We start from the raw sequence: 19908 nt of genomic DNA on the forward strand, positions 1-19908 counted from the left end.
GTGCTCGACCTGCCCGACGACGCCACCGGCGCCGACCCGGCCGTCGACACCGCCGCGCTCGTCTCCGCGCTGGCCGCGGCGGCCGACGAGCCCGATCTCGCGGTCCGCGCCGACACCGTCCTCGTGCCGCGGCTGGTCCGCATCCCGGCCGGCGCCGAGCCGCACCACTGGGACCCCGACGGCACCGTCCTGATCACCGGCGGGACCGGCGGGCTCGGTGGCGTCCTGGCCCGGCACCTCGTCGCCGAGCACGGCGTGCGGCACCTGCTGCTGGCCGGCCGCCGCGGCCCGGACGCCCCCGGCGCCGCCGGGCTGGTCGACGAGCTGTCCGCGCTGGGCGCGACCGCCCGCGCCGTCGCCTGCGACGTCACCGACCGCGCCGCGCTCGCCGCGCTGCTCGCCGGCGTCCCGGACGCGCACCCGCTGACCGCCGTCGTGTACACCGCGGGCGTCGTCGACGACGGCGTGATCGGTTCCCTGACCCCGGAGCGCCTCGACACCGTGCTCCGCCCGAAGGCCGACGCGGCCTGGCACCTGCACGAGCTCACCCGCGACCTCGATCTGGACGCGTTCGTCCTGTTCTCCTCGGTCGCCGCCACCTTCGGCAGCCCCGGCCAGGCCAACTACGCCGCGGGCAACGCCTTCCTCGACGCGCTGGCCGTGCACCGCCGGGCGGCCGGACTGCCCGCCGTCGCGCTCGCCTGGGGCCCGTGGAGCCGCGCCGTCGGCATGACCGGCTCGCTCGGCGACGTCGACGTCGAGCGCATCGCCCGCTCCGGGATGCCGCCGCTGACCCCGGAGCAGGGGACCGCCCTGTTCGACGCCGCGCTCGCCGTCACCGGTGACGCCACGTCCGCCGCGCTCGCCCCGGTCCGGCTCGACCTGCCCGCCCTGCGCGCCCAGGGCGAGCCGGCGCCGCTGCTGCGCGGCCTGATCCGCCGCCCCGCCCGCCGCGCCGCCGCGCAGGCGTCGCCGTCGGCCGGTGACCTCGCCGCCCGGCTCGGCGGGCTGGACGCCGCCGGCCGCCGCGAGGCGCTGCTCGACCTGGTCCGCGACCGGATCGCCCAGGTCCTCGGGCACGCCGACCCCGGCCAGGTCGAGACCGGCCGCCAGTTCCAGGACCTCGGCTTCGACTCGCTCACCGCGGTCGAGCTGCGCAACGGTCTGAACGCCGCCACCGGGCTGCGGCTGCCCGCGACGATGGTCTTCGACTACCCGACGCCGGGCGCGCTCGCCGACCACCTGCGCGACGAGCTGCTCGGCACCGACACCGACACCGCCGACGCTGCTGCGGCCGACGCCGCTGCCCCGGTCCCGGCCGCCGCGGTCGCCGACGACCCGGTCGTCGTCGTCGGGATGGCGTGCCGCTACCCGGGCGGGGTCGCCTCGCCCGAGGACCTGTGGCGGCTCGTCGGCGACGGTGCCGACGCGACCGGCCCCTTCCCGACCGACCGCGGCTGGGACCTGGCGAACCTGTTCGACCCGGACCCGGACCGCCCCGGGCACACCCACGTCCGCGCCGGCGGGTTCCTGCACACCGCCCCCGAGTTCGACGCCGGGTTCTTCGGGATGAGCCCCCGCGAGGCACTGTCCACCGACTCGCAGCAGCGGCTGCTGCTGGAGACGAGCTGGGAGGCGGTGGAGCGGGCCGGGATCGACCCGACCAGCCTGCGCGGCAGTGCCACCGGTGTGTTCGCCGGTGTCATGTACAACGACTACGGCACCACGCTGACGGGCGACGAGCACGAGGCTTTCCGCGGCAACGGCAGCGCCCCCAGCGTCGCGTCCGGCCGGGTGTCCTACACCCTCGGGCTGGAGGGCCCGGCCGTCACCGTCGACACGGCGTGCTCGTCGTCGCTGGTCGGGATGCACCTCGCCGCGCAGGCGCTGCGGGCCGGGGAGTGCACGCTCGCCATCGCCGGCGGCGTCACCGTCATGTCGACCCCCAGCACGTTCGTCGACTTCTCCCGCCAGCGCGGGCTCGCCCCCGACGGCCGCTCCAAGGCCTTCGCCGACGGCGCCGACGGCGTCGCCTGGTCCGAGGGCGTCGGCATGCTCGTCCTGGAGCGGCGGTCCGACGCGCTCCGCAACGGCCACGAGATCCTCGCGGTGCTGCGCGGGTCCGCGGTCAACCAGGACGGCGCATCCAACGGGCTCACCGCGCCGAACGGGCCGTCGCAGCAGCGCGTCATCCGCCGGGCCCTGGCCAACGCCGGGCTGGCCGCGGGTGACGTGGACGTCGTCGAGGCGCACGGCACCGGCACCACCCTGGGTGACCCGATCGAGGCCCAGGCGTTGATCGCGACCTACGGCCGGGACCGCGATCCGGAGCGGCCGTTGCTGCTCGGGTCGGTCAAGTCCAACCTGGGGCACACCCAGGCCGCCGCCGGTGTCGCCGGCGTCATCAAGATGGTGCTCGCCATGCGGCACGGGGTGCTGCCCCGCACGCTGCACGTGGACGCGCCGTCGTCGCACGTCGACTGGTCCGACGGCACCGTCGAACTGCTGACCGAGCAGGTGGCCTGGCCGGAGACCGGCCGCGCCCGCCGCGCCGGCGTCTCCTCGTTCGGGATCAGCGGCACCAACGCCCACGTGATCGTCGAGCAGCCCGCCCCGGTCGTGACGCCCGCCGTCACCACCGGCTCGCGGGAGCTCCCGGCCGTGCCGTGGGCGCTGTCCGGCGCCTCCGCCGACGCGCTGCGCGACCAGGCCGCCCGCCTCCTCACCCGCGTCCGCGACGACGAGGCACTCCGCCCCGCCGACGTCGGCTGGTCCCTGCTCAGCACCCGCGCCGCCCTCGAGCACCGCGCCGTCGTCGTCGGCACCGGGCCGGACGAGGCGCTGCGCGGCCTGGCCGCGCTCGCCGCGGGCGAGCCCGACCCGGCCGTCGTCACCGGCAGCGCCGCCACCGGCCGCACCGCGTTCCTGTTCTCCGGGCAGGGCTCACAGCGCCTCGGCATGGGCCGGGAGCTGCACGCCCGCTACCCGGCGTTCGCCGAGGCGTTCGACGCGGCGCTGTCCGCGCTGGAGGCCGAGCTGGGCTCCGACCTGCGTCCGGTCGTCTGGGGCCGCGGCGACACCGGCGAGGCCGCGCTGCACGAGACCGGCGCCACCCAGCCCGCGCTGTTCGCGCTGGAGGTGGCGCTGTACCGGCTGCTGGAGTCCTGGGGCGTCACCCCGGACCTGGTCGCAGGCCACTCCGTCGGCGAGATCGCCGCCGCGCACGTGGCGGGCGTGTTCACCCTCGCCGACGCCGCACGCCTGGTCGCCGCCCGCGGCACCCTCATGCAGGCGCTGCCCACCGGCGGCGCCATGGTCGCCGTCGAGGCGACCGAGGACGAGGTCGCTCCGCTGCTCACCGGCGACGACGTCGCGATCGCCGCGGTCAACGGCCCGTCGTCGGTCGTCGTCTCCGGCTCGGGTGACGCCGTCGACGCCGTCGCGGCGGTGCTCGCCGACCGCGGACGGCGGACCAGCCGGCTGCGGGTCAGCCACGCGTTCCACTCGCCGCTGATGGAGCCGATGCTCGAGGAGTTCCGGTCCGTCGTCGCCGGCCTCGATCCGGCCGCCCCCGCCGTGCCGGTGGTGTCCTCGCTGACCGGTGACCTCGCCGGTGCCGACGAGCTGTGCGACCCCGGGTACTGGGTGCGGCACGTCCGCGAACCCGTCCGGTTCGCCGACGCCGTCACCACCCTCACCGGCCGCGGCGCCGCCACGTTCGTCGAGATCGGGCCCGGCGGCGTGCTGTCCGCCATGGCCCAGGACTCCCTGCCCCGCAGCGGTACCGCCGTCACCGTGCCGGTGCTGCGCGGCGACCGCTCCGAGGACGTCGCCGTCGTCACCGCGCTGGCCGCGCTGCACGTCCGCGGCGTCCGCGCCGACTGGGCCGCGGTGTTCGACGGCACCGGTGCCGCCCGCGTCGACCTGCCGACCTACGCCTTCCAGCACCGCCGCTACTGGCCGGGAGCCGGCGCTGCCCGCGGCGACGTCCGCGCGGCCGGGCTCGGCGCCGCCGGGCACCCGCTGCTCGGCGCCGCCGTCGCGTTCCCGGACGGCGCGGGCGCGCTGCTCACCGGCCGCCTCTCGGCGTCCGCGCAGCCGTGGCTCGCCGACCACACCGTCGCCGGCACCGTGGTGCTGCCCGGGACCGCGCTGCTGGAGCTCGCCGTCCGGGCCGGCGACGAGGTCGGCTGCACCGCCGTCGAGGAGCTCACCCTCGGCACACCGCTGACCCTGCCCACCGGCGGCACCGTCGCCGTGCAGGTCCGGGCCGGGGCCGACGACGGGACCGGGCGCCGACCCGTCACCGTGCACGCCCGCCCCGGGGACACCGGCGAGTGGACCGAGCACGCCACCGGCACCCTCACCACGGCTGCGCCGGAGCCGGTGCGGTTCGACGCGACGACCTGGCCGCCGGCCGGTGCGGCTCCGCTGCCGGTCGAGGGCTGCTACGAGCGGTTCGCCGACGCCGGGTTCGGCTACGGCCCGGTGTTCCGGGGCCTGACCGCGGCCTGGCAGGACGGCGACACCCTCTACGCCGAGGTGTCGCTGCCGGAGCAGGCCGACGGCGCCGCGGACGACGCCGCCCGGTTCGGGCTGCACCCCGCCCTGCTCGACGCCGCCCTGCACGCCGTGCTGCTCACCGGCGACGGCACCGGCGGGCTGCCGTGGGCCTGGGAGGACGTCACCCTGCACGCCACCGGTGCGACCGCGCTGCGGGTGCGCCTGGAGCCCGCCGACGGCGGCGGTCTGACCGTCGCGGTCGCCGACCCCGGCGGGCAGCCCGTCGCCACCGCCGGACGCCTGCTGGCCCGCCCGGTCGATCCCGCCGCACTCGGCACCGGCGCGGCCGTGCGCGACGCCCTCTTCCGGCTCGACTGGAACCCCGCCACCCCGTCCGCCGGTGCGGAGACCGTGCCGTTCGCGGTGCTCGGCGCCGCAGGCGACCCCGTCACCGACGCGCTCGCCGACGGGCGCACCCGGTACGACTCCCTCGACGCACTCCTCGCCGACGCAGCCGACGCAGCCGACGCAGCCGACGCAGCCGTCACCGGTGCCGGGGTCGCGCCCGTGCCGGCGACCGTGCTCGCCGCGGTGCCCGCGGCGGCCGCCGCCGCGGACACCCCGCGCGACGTGCGGGCCCGGGTCGGCGCCACCCTCGACCTGCTCCAGCGGTGGTCGGCCGAGGACCGGCTCGCCGGGTCCCGGCTCGTGCTCGTCACCCGCGGCGCCGTCGCGACCGGCGACGAGTCCGTCGCCGACCCCGCCGCCGCCGCGGTGTGGGGGCTGGTCCGCTCCGCGCAGACCGAGAACCCCGGTGCGTTCGGCCTGCTCGACCTCGACCCGGCCGCCGACGCCGCCGCGACCGGTGACCTGGCCGGCGCACCGGCCCTCGACGAGCCGCAGCTCGCCGTCCGCGGCGGCGAGGTCCTCGCCGCCCGCCTGACCCGCGCCGCCGCGACCGGCGGCACGACGTGGTCGTCCGAGGGCACCGTGCTCGTCACCGGCGGCACCGGTGGACTGGGCGGACTCGTCGCCCGCCACCTCGTCACCGCCCACGGCGTCCGGCACCTGCTGCTGACCAGCCGTTCCGGCGCGGGCGCGCCGGGTGCGGCGGAGCTCGTCGCGGAGCTGGAGGATCACGGCGCGGACGTGTCGGTCGCCGCCTGCGACGTCGCCGACGCCGACGCCGTCACCGCGCTCGTCGCCGGTGTGCCCGGCGCGCACCCGGTCTCCGCGGTCGTCCACACCGCCGGAGTCCTCGACGACGGCGTGCTCGCCTCGCTCACCCCGGAGCGCCTCGACACCGTGCTCGCCCCGAAGGTCGACGGCGCCTGGAACCTGCACCGCGCGACCGCGCACCTCGACCTCGACGCGTTCGTGCTGTTCTCCTCGGTCGCCGGGGTGTTCGGCGGCGCCGGTCAGGCGAACTACGCCGCCGGCAACGCGTTCCTCGACGCCCTCGCCGCGCACCGCGCCGCCGCCGGCCTGCCCGCCACCGCGCTGGCCTGGGGACCCTGGCAGCAGGGGCTCGGCATGACCGCCGCCCTCGACGAGCGCGACGTCCGCCGGGCCGCCGACTCCGGGATGCCGCTGCTCACCGCCGACGAGGGCCTCGCCCTGTTCGACGCCGCACCGGCCACCGGCGACCCGGCCCTCGTCGCCGCCCGCCTCGACCTCGCCGCGCTCCGCGGCCGGACCCCGGTCCCCGCCCTGCTGCGCGGACTCGTCACCGCACCGCGCCGCACCGCCGCCGGTGCCGCGGCGGCGGCCGACGCCGGGCTCGTCGCCCGGCTGGCCCGCCTCGACGACGACCAGCGCCACGAGGCCCTGCTCGACGTCGTCCGCGGTGCCGCCGCGTTGGTCCTCGGGCACGCCTCCGGCGCCGACATCGACGCCGACCGCGCCTTCCGCGACCTCGGCTTCGACTCGCTCACCGCCGTCGAGCTGCGGAACACGCTCGCGACCGCCACCGGTCTGCGGCTGCCCGCCACGACCGTCTTCGACCACCCGACCCTGTCGGCGCTCGCCACCCACCTGCGCACCGAGCTGGTCGGCTCCGCGGCCCCGCTCGCACCGGAACCCGCGGCGCTGCCGCCGCTCGCCGACGACCCGGTCGTCATCGTCGGGATGGCCTGCCGCTACCCCGGCGGGGTCACCTCGCCCGAGGACCTGTGGCAGCTCGTCGGCGACGGCACCGACGCGATCACCGCGTTCCCCACCGGCCGCGGCTGGGACCTCGACGGCCTCTACGACCCGGACCCCGACCACGCCGGGACCTCCTACACCCGGCACGGCGGCTTCCTGCACGACGCCGCCGAGTTCGACGCCGGGTTCTTCGGGATGAGCCCGCGCGAGGCCACCGCCACCGACGCCCAGCAGCGGCTCCTGCTGGAGACCAGCTGGGAGGCCGTCGAGCGGGCCGGGATCGACCCGGTCTCGCTGCGCGGCAGCGCCACCGGTGTCTTCGCCGGCGTGATGTACCACGACTACGCCGACAACCTCGGCGGCCCGGAGTACGAGGGTTTCCAGGGCCAGGGCAGCGCCGGCAGCGTCGCCTCGGGCCGGGTGTCCTACACGTTCGGGCTGGAGGGCCCGGCCGTCACCGTCGACACCGCCTGCTCGTCCTCGCTGGTCGCCATGCACTGGGCGATGCAGGCCCTGCGGTCCGGTGAGTGCTCGCTGGCTCTCGCCGGTGGCGTCACCGTCATGTCGACCCCGGCCACGTTCGTCGAGTTCTCCCGGCAGGGCGGCCTCGCCGCCGACGGCCGCTCCAAGCCCTTCGCCGACGGCGCCGACGGCGTCGGCTGGTCCGAGGGCGTCGGCATGCTCGTCCTGGAGCGGCAGTCCGACGCCGTCCGCAACGGTCACGACATCCTGGCCGTCGTCCGCGGGTCGGCCGTCAACCAGGACGGCGCCTCGAACGGCCTCACCGCCCCCAACGGGCCCTCGCAGCAGCGCGTCATCCGCCGGGCACTGGCGAGCGCCGGTCTGAGCCCGTCGGACGTCGACGCCGTCGAGGCGCACGGCACCGGCACCACCCTCGGCGACCCGATCGAGGCGCAGGCGCTCATCGCGACCTACGGCGCCGGCCGCGACCCGGCACGCCCGCTGCACCTGGGCTCGCTGAAGTCCAACATCGGCCACACCCAGGCCGCCGCCGGCGTCGCCGGGGTGATCAAGATGGTGCAGGCGCTCCGCCACGGGGTGCTGCCGCGGACCCTGCACGTCGACGCGCCGTCGTCGCACGTCGACTGGTCCGACGGCACCGTCGCGCTCCTCACCGGGCAGACGGCGTGGCCGGTGACCGGCCGCGCCCGGCGGGCCGCCGTGTCGTCGTTCGGGATCAGCGGCACCAACGCCCACGTGATCGTCGAGCAGCCCGCCGCCGTCCCGGCCGAGGCACCGGCGGAGCCCGGGCCCGACGGCCCGCTGCCGTGGGTGCTGTCCGGGAAGACCCCGGAGGCGCTGCGCGACCAGGCCGCCCGGCTCCGAAGCGCCGTCACCGGGCGGCCGGAGCTGCGCCCCGTCGACGTCGCCCACTCCCTGGCGACCGGCCGCTCCGCGTTCGACCACCGCGCCGTCGTCCTCGCCACCGACGCCGACGCGACCGGGCGGGCGCTCGCCGCGCTCGCCGACGGCGCGAGCGACCCGGCGACCGTCACCGGCCGCGCCCGCGCGGGCCGCACCGCGGTCCTGTTCTCCGGGCAGGGCTCGCAGCGGCTCGGGATGGGCCGCGAGCTGCACGCGCGGTTCCCGGTGTTCGCCGACGCGTTCGACGCCGTCGTCGCGGCCCTGGACGCCGAGCTCGGGGGCGACCTGCGGGCGACCGTCTGGGGCACCGGTGACGCGGCCGCCGCCGCGCTCGACGAGACCGGAGCGACCCAGCCCGCCCTGTTCGCGATCGAGGTCGCGCTGCACCGGCTCGTCGAGTCCTGGGGTGTGCGCGCCGACCTCGTCGCCGGGCACTCCATCGGCGAGATCGCCGCGGCGCACGTCGCCGGGGTGTTCTCCCTCGCCGACGCCGCCCGGCTGGTCGCGGCCCGTGCGTCGCTGATGCAGGCCCTCCCCACCGGGGGCGCCATGCTCGCCGTGCAGGCGAGCGAGGACGAGGTGCGCCCGCACCTCACCGACGGCGTTGCGATCGCCGCCGTCAACGGCCCGTCCGCCGTCGTCGTCTCCGGCGACGAGGACGCCGTGGCCGCGGTCGGCGAGCAGCTCACCGGCCGCAGGACCCGGCGGCTCGCGGTCTCGCACGCGTTCCACTCGCCGCTGATGGACCCGATGCTCGACGGGTTCCGTGCCGTCGCCGAGCAGCTGACCTACGCCGAGCCGGTGATCCCGGTGGTGTCGAACCTGACCGGGGCGCTCGCCGGGCCCGGCGAGCTGTGCGACCCCGGGTACTGGGTGCGGCACGTCCGGGAGGCCGTCCGCTTCGGCGACGGTGTCCGGGCGCTGGCCGAGGCCGGTGCGACGACGTTCCTGGAGCTCGGCCCCGACGGCGTGCTCTCGGCGATGGCCCGCGACACCCTGCCCGACGAGACGACCGAGACCGTTCCCGTCCTGCGCCGCGACCGCGACGAGGCCGGCGCCGCCCTGACCGCGCTGGCCCGGCTGCACGTCGCCGGCGCCCGCGTCGGCTGGACGGAGCTGCTTCCCGGCGGCCGCCGCGTCGACCTGCCGACCTACGCCTTCCAGCACGCCACCTACTGGCCCGCCGCGACCCGTCCGGCGACCGACGCCGGCGCCCTCGGGCTCACCGCGACCGGGCACCCCGTCCTGCACGGCGCCGTCGAGCTCGCCGAGGGCGAGGGCGTGCTCTGCACCGGGCGGCTGTCGCTCGCCACCCACCCGTGGCTGGCCGACCACACCGTGCGGGGCACCGTCCTCGTCCCCGGCACCGCCCTGCTCGAGCTGGCCCTGCGGGCCGGCGACGAGGTGGGCTGCGACCGCGTCGAGGAGCTCACCCTCGCCGCGCCGCTCGTCGTCCCCGCCCGCGGCGCCGTCCGGACCCAGGTCCGGGTCGGCGTCGCCGACGACGACGGCCGCCGCACCGTCACCGTGCACTCCCGGCCCGACGACGCCGGCGACGCACCCTGGACCCAGCACGCCACCGGCACCCTCACCGCGGACGCGCCGGAGCCGGCGCGGTTCGACGCCACGACCTGGCCCCCCGCCGGGGCGACCGAGCTCGACGTCGAGGGGTGCTACGAGCGGTTCGCCGACGCCGGGTTCGGTTACGGCCCGGTGTTCCGGGGCCTGACCGCGGCCTGGCAGGACGGCGACACCGTCTACGGCGAGGTGGCGCTGCCCGAGCAGGCCGACGGTGCGGCGGACGACGCCGCCCGCTTCGGGCTGCACCCCGCCCTGCTCGACGCCGCCCTGCACGCCGGGATGCTCGACGACGACGGCTCCGCCGGACTCCCGTTCTCCTGGGAGGGCGTCACCCTGCACGGCACCGGGGCCGTCGCGCTCCGGGTTCGTCTGACCCGCACCGGCGGCGGCATCGCGATCGCCGCCGCCGACCCCGCCGGCCACCCCGTCGCGACGATCGACACCCTCGCGGTCCGCCCGGTCGCCGAGGCACAGCTCGCACCCACCGGCGACGCCACCGGTGACGCGCTGTTCGCGCTCGACTGGACCCCGGCCGGCACCCCCACCGGCACCCCCGAGCCCGGGAGGGTCGCCGTCATCGGGATCGGCCGGGGCGGCGCGGCCGCCGCGGAGGTCGCCGACGGCCTGTCCGCCGCGGGCGCCGAGGCAGAGGTCCACACCGGTCTCGCCGCCCTGGCGGACGACCTCCCGGACACGGTGGTCGTCACCGTCGACGGCACCGACACCGGCACCGGCACCGGCACCGACACCGGCACCGCGGCCACCACCCACGCCCTGACCGCCGCGGTCCTCGACCTGCTGCAGGAGTGGACCGCCGGTGCCGCCACCGGGCGGCTGGCCGTCGTCACGCGTGGCGCCGTCGCCGCCGGGGGGACCGCACCCACCGACGTCGTCGCCGCCGCCGTGCACGGCCTCGTCCGCTCCGCGCAGTCCGAGTTCCCCGACGGCATCGTGCTGGTCGACCGCGACCCGGGGACCGCGGGCACCACCGACGACGGCCGCCTGCTGCTCGCCGCGCTGCACACCGGCGAGCCGCAGATCGCGGTCCGCGACGGCGCGCTGCTCGCCGGGCGGCTGGCCCGCGCGGAGGCAGGTCCCGGGCTCCGGGTACCGGCTGCGGACGCCTGGCGTCTCGACAGCACCGCCCCCGGCAGTGTCGACGGGCTCGCGCTCGTGCCGTACCCGGAGGCGACCGCCCCGCTCACCGGGCACGAGGTGCGGGTCGAGATCCGCGCCGCCGGGCTGAACTTCCGCGACGTGCTCAAGGCCCTCGACATGTACCCCGGCGACGCCGGCCGGTACGGCCACGAGGCCGCCGGCGTGGTCGTCGAGACCGGCCCGGACGTCACCGGGCTCGCCCCCGGCGACCACGTCCTGGGCATGATCTCCGGCAGCTTCTCCTCGCTCGCCGTCGACGACGCCCGCCGCCTCACCCGGCTCCCCGACGGCTGGGGCTGGGAGACCGCCGCGTCGGTCCCGCTGGTGTTCCTCACCGCCTGGCACGCCCTGCGCGAGCTCGGGAACCTGACGGCGGGGGAGAAGGTCCTGATCCACGCCGGCGCCGGTGGCGTCGGCATGGCCGCGGTGCAGATCGCCCGGCACCTCGGAGCCGAGGTCTACGCGACGGCATCCGAGCCGAAGCAGGACGTGCTCCGCTCGCTGGGGGTCGCCGACGACCACATCGCGTCGTCGCGGACCCTGGACTTCGCCGAGACCTTCGCCGGGGCCGGTTTCGACGTCGTCCTCAACTCGCTGGCCGGTGAGTTCGTCGACGCCTCGATGGGCCTGCTCGGCGACGGTGGCCGGTTCCTGGAGATGGGCAAGACCGACGTCCGGGACGCGGACGCGGCACCCGACGGTGTCTCGTACCAGGCGTTCGACCTCGCGTGGGTCGAGCCCGCCGCCGTCGGGGAGATGCTCGCGGAGCTGATGGAGCTCTTCGCGGCGGGCGTGCTGGACCCGCTGCCGGTCCGCACCTGGGACGTCCGCGACGCCCCCGACGCGTTCCGGTTCATGAGCGCCGCCCGCCACATCGGCAAGATCGTCCTGACCCTGCCGCGGCCCTGGACCACCGAGGGCACCGTCCTCGTCACCGGCGGCACCGGCGGGCTCGGCGGCCTCGTCGCCCGCCACCTCGTCACCACCCACGGGGTCCGGCACCTGCTGCTGACCAGCCGCTCCGGTGCGGACGCACCGGGCGCCGCCGAGCTGGTGACGGAGCTGGAGGAGCTGGGCGCCGAGGTCTCGGTGGCGGCGTGCGACGTCGCCGACCCCGGCGCGGTCACCGCGCTGGTGGCCGGGCACCCGGTCCGCGCCGTCGTGCACACCGCCGGCGTCCTCGACGACGGCGTGCTCGCCTCGCAGACCCCCGAGGGCCTCGCCCGCGTGCTGGCACCGAAGGTCGACGGCGCGTGGAACCTGCACCACGCGACCCGGGACCTCGACCTGGACGCGTTCGTGCTGTTCTCCTCGGTCGCCGGGGTGTTCGGCGGCGCCGGTCAGGCCAACTACGCGGCCGGCAACGCGTTCCTCGACGCCCTCGCGGCGCACCGTGCCGCCGCCGGCCTCCCCGGCGTCTCCCTGGCCTGGGGTGCGTGGGACCAGGGCGCCGGCATGACCGCCGGTCTCGACGAGCGCGACGTCCGCCGCGCCGCGGACTCCGGGATGCCGCTGCTCGCCGCCGGCCAGGGACTCGCCCTGTTCGACGCGGCGCTCGCCACCGGCCGCCCCGCGCTCGTCCCGGTCCGGCTCGACCTGGCCACGCTCCGCCGTCGCGGGACGGTCCCGCCGCTGCTGCGCGGCCTCGTCCGCGCCCCCGCCCGCCGCGCCGCGACCGCCACGGCCGCCGCCGGCGGCCTCGCCGGGCGGCTCGGCACCCTGGACCGCGCCGAGCGGCGCGCCACGCTGCTCGACCTGGTCCGCGGCGAGGCCGCGACCGTGCTCGGGCACGCGGGCGGCGACCGCATCGACCCCGAGCTCGCGTTCCGCGACCTCGGCTTCGACTCGCTGACCGCCGTCGAGCTGCGCAACAAGCTCGGCGCCGCCACCGGACTGCGGCTGCCCGCCACCGCGATCTTCGACTACCCGACGGTCGCCGCGCTCGCCGAGCACCTGCTCGTCGAGCTCCTCGGCCCGGACACCGACACCGGCGCCGGGACCGGTGCTGACACGGCCGGGATCGCCACGGCGGACGACCCGGTCGTCGTCGTCGGCATGAGCTGCCGGTTCCCCGGCGGCATCGGCTCGCCGGAGGACCTGTGGCGGGTGCTCGACGAGGGCACCGACGTGATCTCCGGGTTCCCCACCGACCGCGGCTGGGACCTCGACGACCTGTTCGACGACGACCCCGCGCACCGCGGCACCTCCTACGCCCGCTCCGGCGGGTTCCTCGAGGACGCCGCCGGGTTCGACGCGGACTTCTTCGGGATGAGCCCGCGCGAGGCGATGGCGACCGACGCCCAGCAGCGGCTGCTGCTGGAGTCGTCGTGGGAGGCGGTCGAGCGCGCCGGGCTGGACCCGCACAGCCTGCGCGACAGCCGGACCGGTGTGTTCGCCGGCGTCATGTACTCCGGCTACGGCACCCGGCTCGACGGCGACGAGTTCGAGGGCTTCCAGGGCCAGGGCAGCGCGCTGTCCGTGGCGTCGGGCCGCATCTCCTACTCGTTCGGGTTCGAGGGCCCGGCGATGACGGTGGACACCGCCTGCTCGTCGTCGCTGGTCGCCCTGCACCTCGCCGCGCAGGCCCTGCGCGGCGGGGAGTGCTCGTTGGCGCTCGCCGGCGGCGTCACCGTCATGTCGGGCCCGGAGACCTTCGTCGAGTTCTCCCGGCAGCGCGGCCTCGCCCCCGACGGGCGGTCCAAGCCGTTCTCCGAGTCCGCCGACGGTGTCGGCTGGTCCGAGGGTGTCGGCATGCTCCTGCTGGAGCGGCAGTCCGACGCGGTCCGCAACGGCCACCGCATCCTGGCCGTCGTCCGCGGGTCGGCCGTCAACCAGGACGGCGCGTCCAACGGGCTCACCGCCCCCAACGGGCCGTCGCAGCAGCGGGTCATCCGCCAGGCGCTGGCCTCCGGCGGGCTGTCCACCGCGGACGTCGACGCCGTCGAGGCCCACGGCACCGGCACCACGCTGGGCGACCCGATCGAGGCCCAGGCGCTGCTCGCGACCTACGGGCAGGACCGTGAGCAGCCGCTGCTGCTCGGGTCGGTGAAGTCCAACATGGGCCACACCCAGGCCGCCGCGGGTGTCGCCGGCGTCATCAAGATGATCATGGCGATGCGGCACGGGGTGCTGCCCCGCACGCTCGGGGTCACCGAGCCGTCGTCGCACGTCGACTGGGAGGCCGGCGCCGTCGAGCTGCTCACCGAGCAGGCGGCCTGGCCCGAGACCGGCCGTGCCCGCCGGGCCGGGATCTCGTCGTTCGGGATCAGCGGCACCAACGCGCACGTCGTGCTGGAGCAGCCGGCGCCGGTCGAGCCCGCGGACACCGCGGAGCCCGAGCCCGCACGCGACGGCCTGCTGCCGCTCGTCCTGTCCGGCAGGACCCCCGAGGCGCTGCGCGGCCAGGCCGACCGCCTGCGCGCGCACCTCGAGGACCGGCCCGGTCTGGTCCCGGCCGACGTCGCGGCGGCACTGGCCACGACCCGGTCGCGGTTCACCCACCGCGCCGCCGTCCTGGCCGGTGACCGTGACGACGCCCTGCGTGCCCTGGCCGCGCTCGCCGGGGACACCCCGGACCCGGCGGTCGTCACCGGGACGGCCCGGACCGGCCGCACCGCGATGCTGTTCTCCGGGCAGGGCTCGCAGCGGCTCGGGATGGGCCGTGAGCTGTACGGCCGGTTCCCGGTGTTCGCCGAGGCGTTCGACGCCGTCGTCGCGGCGCTGGACGCCGAGCTCGGGGGCGACCTGCGCTCGACCGTCTGGGGCAGCGGTGACGCGGCCGCCGCCGCGCTGGACGAGACCGGTGCCGCCCAGCCCGCGCTGTTCGCGATCGAGGTCGCCCTGTACCGGCTGGCCGGGTCGTGGGGGATCATCCCGGACCTCGTCGCCGGGCACTCCATCGGCGAGATCGCCGCGGCCCACGTCGCCGGGGTGTTCTCCCTCGCCGACGCCGCGCGGCTGGTCGCGGCCCGCGCCTCGCTGATGCAGGCGCTCCCGGCCGGCGGCGCGATGGTCGCCGTCCGGGCGGCGGAGGACGAGGTGCGCCCGCACCTCACCGGCGGCGTCGCCGTCGCCGCGGTCAACGGCCCCGCCTCGGTCGTCCTGTCCGGCGAGCGCGACGCCGTCGAGGCGGTCGCGGAACGGCTGCGCGCCGACGGCCGCACGACGACCGCGCTCCGTGTCTCGCACGCGTTCCACTCGCCGCTGATGGACCCGATGCTCGACGGGTTCCGTGCCGTCGCCGAGCAGCTGACCTACGCCGAGCCGGTGCTCCCGGTCGTGTCGAACCTGACCGGTGCGCTCGCCGCACCCGGGCAGCTCTGCGACCCGGAGTACTGGGTGCGGCACGTCCGGGAGGCGGTCCGCTTCGCCGACGGCGTCCGGGCGCTGGCCGAGGCCGGTGCGACCACGTTCCTGGAGCTCGGCCCCGACGGCGTGCTCTCGGCGATGGCCCGCGAGTCCCTGCCCGAGGAGGCCGGGACGATCCCGGTGCTCCGCCGGGACCGCGACGAGGAGCGCACCGCGCTCACCGCGCTCGCCGCGCTGCACACCGCGGGCGTCCCGGTCGACTGGAGCGCCCTGCTCCCGGCCGGTGCGGAGCTCGTCGACCTGCCCACCTACGCGTTCCAGCACCGGCCGTTCTGGCCGGCCGCGACGACCGGCGCACCGGACGGTCCCGGCGCGACCGGGCACCCGCTGGCCGGGACCGTCGTCGCGCTCGCCGACGGCGAGGGTGTCGTGCTCACCGGGCGGATCTCGGCCCGGACCCGGCCGTGGCTGGCCGACCACGCCGTCGGTGGCCGGGTGCTGCTGCCCGGCACCGCGTTCGTCGAGCTCGCGCTGCGCGCCGGTGAGGAGGTCGGCTGCGACCACGTCGAGGAGCTCACCCTCACCGCGCCGCTGGTGCTGCCCGGCGACGGCGCCGTCCGGACCCAGGTCCGGCTCGGCGCCCCCGACGCCGCGGGCCGCCGCCCCGTCACCGTCCACGCCCGCCCCGACGGGGCCGGCGACGGCGCCGACCCCGGTACCGACTGGACCCTGCACGCCACCGGCACCCTGGTCACCGACCTCCCGGCCGTCCCGGACCCGCTCGACGGGGTCTGGCCGCCGGCCGGTGCCGAGCCGGTCGACCTCGACGGCTTCTACCCGGCCCGCGCGGCCGAGGGCTTCGCCTACGGCCCGGTCTTCCAGGGCCTGCGGGCCGCCTGGCGGCGTGACGGCGACGTGTTCGCCGAGCTCGCCCTCCCCGCACCGGCCGACGAGACCGCCTCCGCGTTCGGCCTGCACCCCGCCCTGCTCGACGCCGCCCTGCAGTCCGCATGGCTGGTCGAGGGCAGCGAGCACGACACGGACGGCGGGGCCCCGGCCGGGGGCGTCCCGTTCGCCTGGAGCGGGGTCTCGCTGGCCGCGGCCGGCGCGTCCGCGCTGCGCGTGCGGCTGCGCCGCGACGACCACGGCACCCTCGCCGTCTCCGCGACCGACACCGGCGGCGCCCCCGTCGCCGAGGTCCGGGCGCTGGAGATGCGGGACGCCGGCACCGTCGGCGGCGCCGCACCCGAGGTCCGGGACGCCCTGTTCCGGCTCGACTGGACCACCGTGCCCGACGTCACCGAGCTCCCCTCCGGCACGACGGCCCTCCTGGTCGGCGACGACCCGTTCGGCCTGACCGGCGCGCTGGAGGAGCTCGGCGCGACCGTCGAGCACCACGACGACCTGCCGTCCGGCCCGCCCGCCGGGCCGGTGCTGCTGCCCGTCGCGGCCGGCCCCGGCGACGACGCCGCCGCGGCCGGCCACGCGCTCACCGCCCGGGTGCTCGGCCTCGTCCGCGCCCGCCTGGACGACGAGCGCTTCGCCGGCACCCGGTTCGTGGTCGTCACCCGCGGCGCCACCACCGGCGACGACCCGGCCGCGGCCGCGGTGTGGGGCCTCGTCCGGTCCGCGCAGTCGGAGAACCCCGGCGCGTTCGGCCTGGTCGACCTCGACCCGCACGCCGCCGCCACGCTGCCGGTCGCCGCCCTCCTCGCGGACACGGTCGACGAGCCGCAGCTGCGCACCCACGACGGCGAGGTCCGGGCGGCCCGCCTGGTCCGCCGGGCACCCGCCGGCACCGACCCCGGAACCCCGGAACTCGGCGACGGCACCGTCCTCGTCACCGGCGGTACCGGCGGTCTCGGCGCCGTGCTCGCCCGGCACCTGGTCGCCGCGCACGGCGTGCGCGACCTGCTGCTGGTCAGCCGCCGCGGACCGGACGCCGACGGCGCCGCCGACCTCGTCGCCGCACTGGCCGACGCCGGGGCGCGCGCCACCGTCGTCGCCTGCGACGTGACGGACCGCGACGCCGTCACCGCCCTCCTCGACGACCACCCGGTCCGGTCCGTCGTCCACGCCGCCGGCGTGCTCGACGACGGCCTGGTCGCGTCGCTGACACCGGAGCGGCTCGCGGCGGTGCTCCGCCCGAAGATCGACGCCGCCTGGCACCTGCACGAGGCGACCCGCGACCGCGACCTGGCCGCGTTCGTGATGTTCTCCTCGGTCGCCGGTGTGCTCGGCAACCCGGGCCAGGCGAACTACGGCGCCGGGAACGCGTTCCTCGACGCCCTCGCCGCCCGGCGCCGCGCCGAGGGACTCCCCGCCGCCGCGCTGGCCTGGGGTCCCTGGGAGCTGGGCATGGCCGGAGAGCTCACCGACGCCGAGGCGGAGCGCCTCGCCCGGTCCGGTGTCCCGGCGCTGCCCGTCGAGCAGGGCCTCGCCCTGTTCGACGCCGCGCTGGCCACCGGCGAGCCGGCGATCGCCCCGGTCCGCCTCGACCCGGCCGCGCTGCGGGCCCAGGGCGAGGTGCCCGCGGTCCTGCGGGCGCTGGTCCGCGGCCGCTCCCGCCGCGCCGCCGTCGCCGGCTCGGCCGCCGCCTCCGGGCTGCGGGACCGGCTGTCCGCCCTCGCACCGGACGAGCGCCGCGAGGTGCTCCTCGACCTCGTCCGCGGGCAGGTCGCGCTGGTCCTCGGCCACGCCGGCGCCGACGACGTCGACGCCGGGCGCGCGTTCCGCGACCTCGGCTTCGACTCGCTCACCTCGGTCGAGCTGCGCAACAGGCTCAACACCGTCACCGGCCTGCGGCTGCCCGCCACGATGGTCTTCGACCACCCCACCGTCGACCTGCTGGTCGACGTCGTCCTCGACGACCTCCTCGGCACCGGCGACGACGTCCCGGCCGTCACGCCGCGCACCGCGGCGGTCGCCGACGACCCGATCGTCATCGTCGGGATGGCGTCGCGGTACCCGGGCGGCGTCGCCACCCCGGAGGACCTCTGGACCCTGGTCACCTCCGGCGGTGACGCGATCTCCGGGTTCCCCACCGACCGCGGCTGGGACCTGGAGAACCTGTACCACCCGGACGCCGACCACCTCGGCACCTCCTACACCCGTGAGGGCGGCTTCCTGCACGACGCCGCCGAGTTCGACGCCGGGTTCTTCGGGATGAGCCCGCGCGAGGCCACCGCGACCGACGCGCAGCAGCGGCTGCTGCTGGAGACGTCGTGGGAGGCGGTGGAGCGGGCCGGGATCGATCCGGTCTCGCTGCGCGGCAGCGCCACCGGTGTGTTCGCCGGTGTCATGTACAGCGACTACGGCGCGGTGCTCGCCGGCCCCGAGTTCGAGGGCTTCCAGGGCAGCGGCAGCTCGCCGAGCGTCGCCTCCGGCCGGGTGTCCTACACCCTCGGACTGGAGGGCCCGGCCGTCACGGTGGACACGGCGTGCTCGTCGTCGCTGGTGGCGATGCACTGGGCGATGCAGGCCCTGCGCACCGGGGAGTGCTCGCTGGCCCTCGCGGGCGGCGTGACGGTCATGTCCACGCCCGGCGTGTTCGTCGACTTCGCCCGGCAGCGCGGCCTGTCCCCGGACGGGCGGTGCAAGGCGTTCTCCGACGACGCCGACGGTGTCGGCTGGTCCGAGGGCGCCGGGATGCTGGTGCTGGAGCGGCGGTCCGACGCGCTCCGCAACGGGCACGACATCCTCGCCGTGGTCCGCGGGTCCGCGGTCAACCAGGACGGCGCGTCCAACGGGCTGACCGCGCCGAACGGGCCGTCGCAGCAGCGGGTGATCCGGCAGGCGCTCGCCGTCGGCGGGCTCGCCGCCGGGGACGTCGACGTGGTCGAGGCGCACGGCACCGGCACCACCCTGGGCGACCCGATCGAGGCCCAGGCCCTCATCGCGACCTACGGCCGCGACCGCGATCCCGAGCGGCCCCTGCTGCTCGGCTCGGTGAAGTCCAACATCGGCCACACCCAGGCCGCCGCCGGCGTCGCCGGGGTGATCAAGATGGTGCAGGCGATGGAGCACGGCACCCTGCCGCGGACGCTGCACGCCGGCGTCCCGTCGTCGCACGTCGACTGGTCCGACGGCACCGTCGCGCTGCTCACCGAGCAGACCGCGTGGCCGGAGACCGGCCGGCCCCGCCGGGCAGCGGTCTCGTCGTTCGGGATCAGCGGCACCAACGCCCACGTGATCCTGGAGCAGCCGGCCACCGCCCGGCCCGCGGAGGTCGTGACCCCCGACGGCGACCGGGACGACGCGGTCGTGCCCTGGGTGCTGTCCGGCCGCACGCCGGAGGCACTGGCCGGGCAGGCCGCGAAGCTGGCCGGCGCACTGGAGCGGCGGCCCGGGCTGCGGCCCGCCGACGTCGGCCTGTCGCTGGCCACCGGCCGCACCCTGTTCGACCACCGCGCCGCCGTCCTGGCCGGTGACCGTGACGACGCCCTGCGTGCCCTGGCCGCGCTCGCCGGGGACACCCCGGACCCGGCGGTCGTCACCGGGACGGCCCGGACCGGCCGCACCGCGATGCTGTTCTCCGGGCAGGGCTCGCAGCGGCTCGGGATGGGCCGTGAGCTGTACGGCCGGTTCCCGGTGTTCGCCGAGGCGTTCGACGCCGTCGTCGCGGCGCTGGACGCCGAGCTCGGGGGCGACCTGCGCGCCGTCGTGTGGGGCGAGGGCGACGCCGCCGAGGCCGCGCTGAACGGGACCGGCACGACCCAGCCGGCGCTGTTCGCCCTCGAGGTGGCGCTCTACCGGCTGGCGGAGTCGTGGGGGATCACCCCGGACGTCCTGGCCGGGCACTCGATCGGCGAGATCGCGGCGGCGCAC

Annotated in this window: 1 protein-coding gene (running past one end of the window); it reads left to right on the top strand. The window is 77.4% G+C overall.

Going from position 1 to position 19908, the window contains the following annotated elements:
- Positions 1-19908 carry the 5' portion of an SDR family NAD(P)-dependent oxidoreductase gene (locus AD017_RS25860; protein ID WP_369822005.1) on the top strand. 8832 nt of this gene lie beyond the right edge of the window, so 19908 of the gene's 28740 nt are visible here — the first part of the coding sequence; its start codon is at positions 1-3; its stop codon lies beyond the right edge, outside the window.

This window comes from Pseudonocardia sp. EC080619-01 (genome assembly GCF_001420995.1).
Classification (GTDB): Bacteria; Actinomycetota; Actinomycetes; order Mycobacteriales; family Pseudonocardiaceae; genus Pseudonocardia.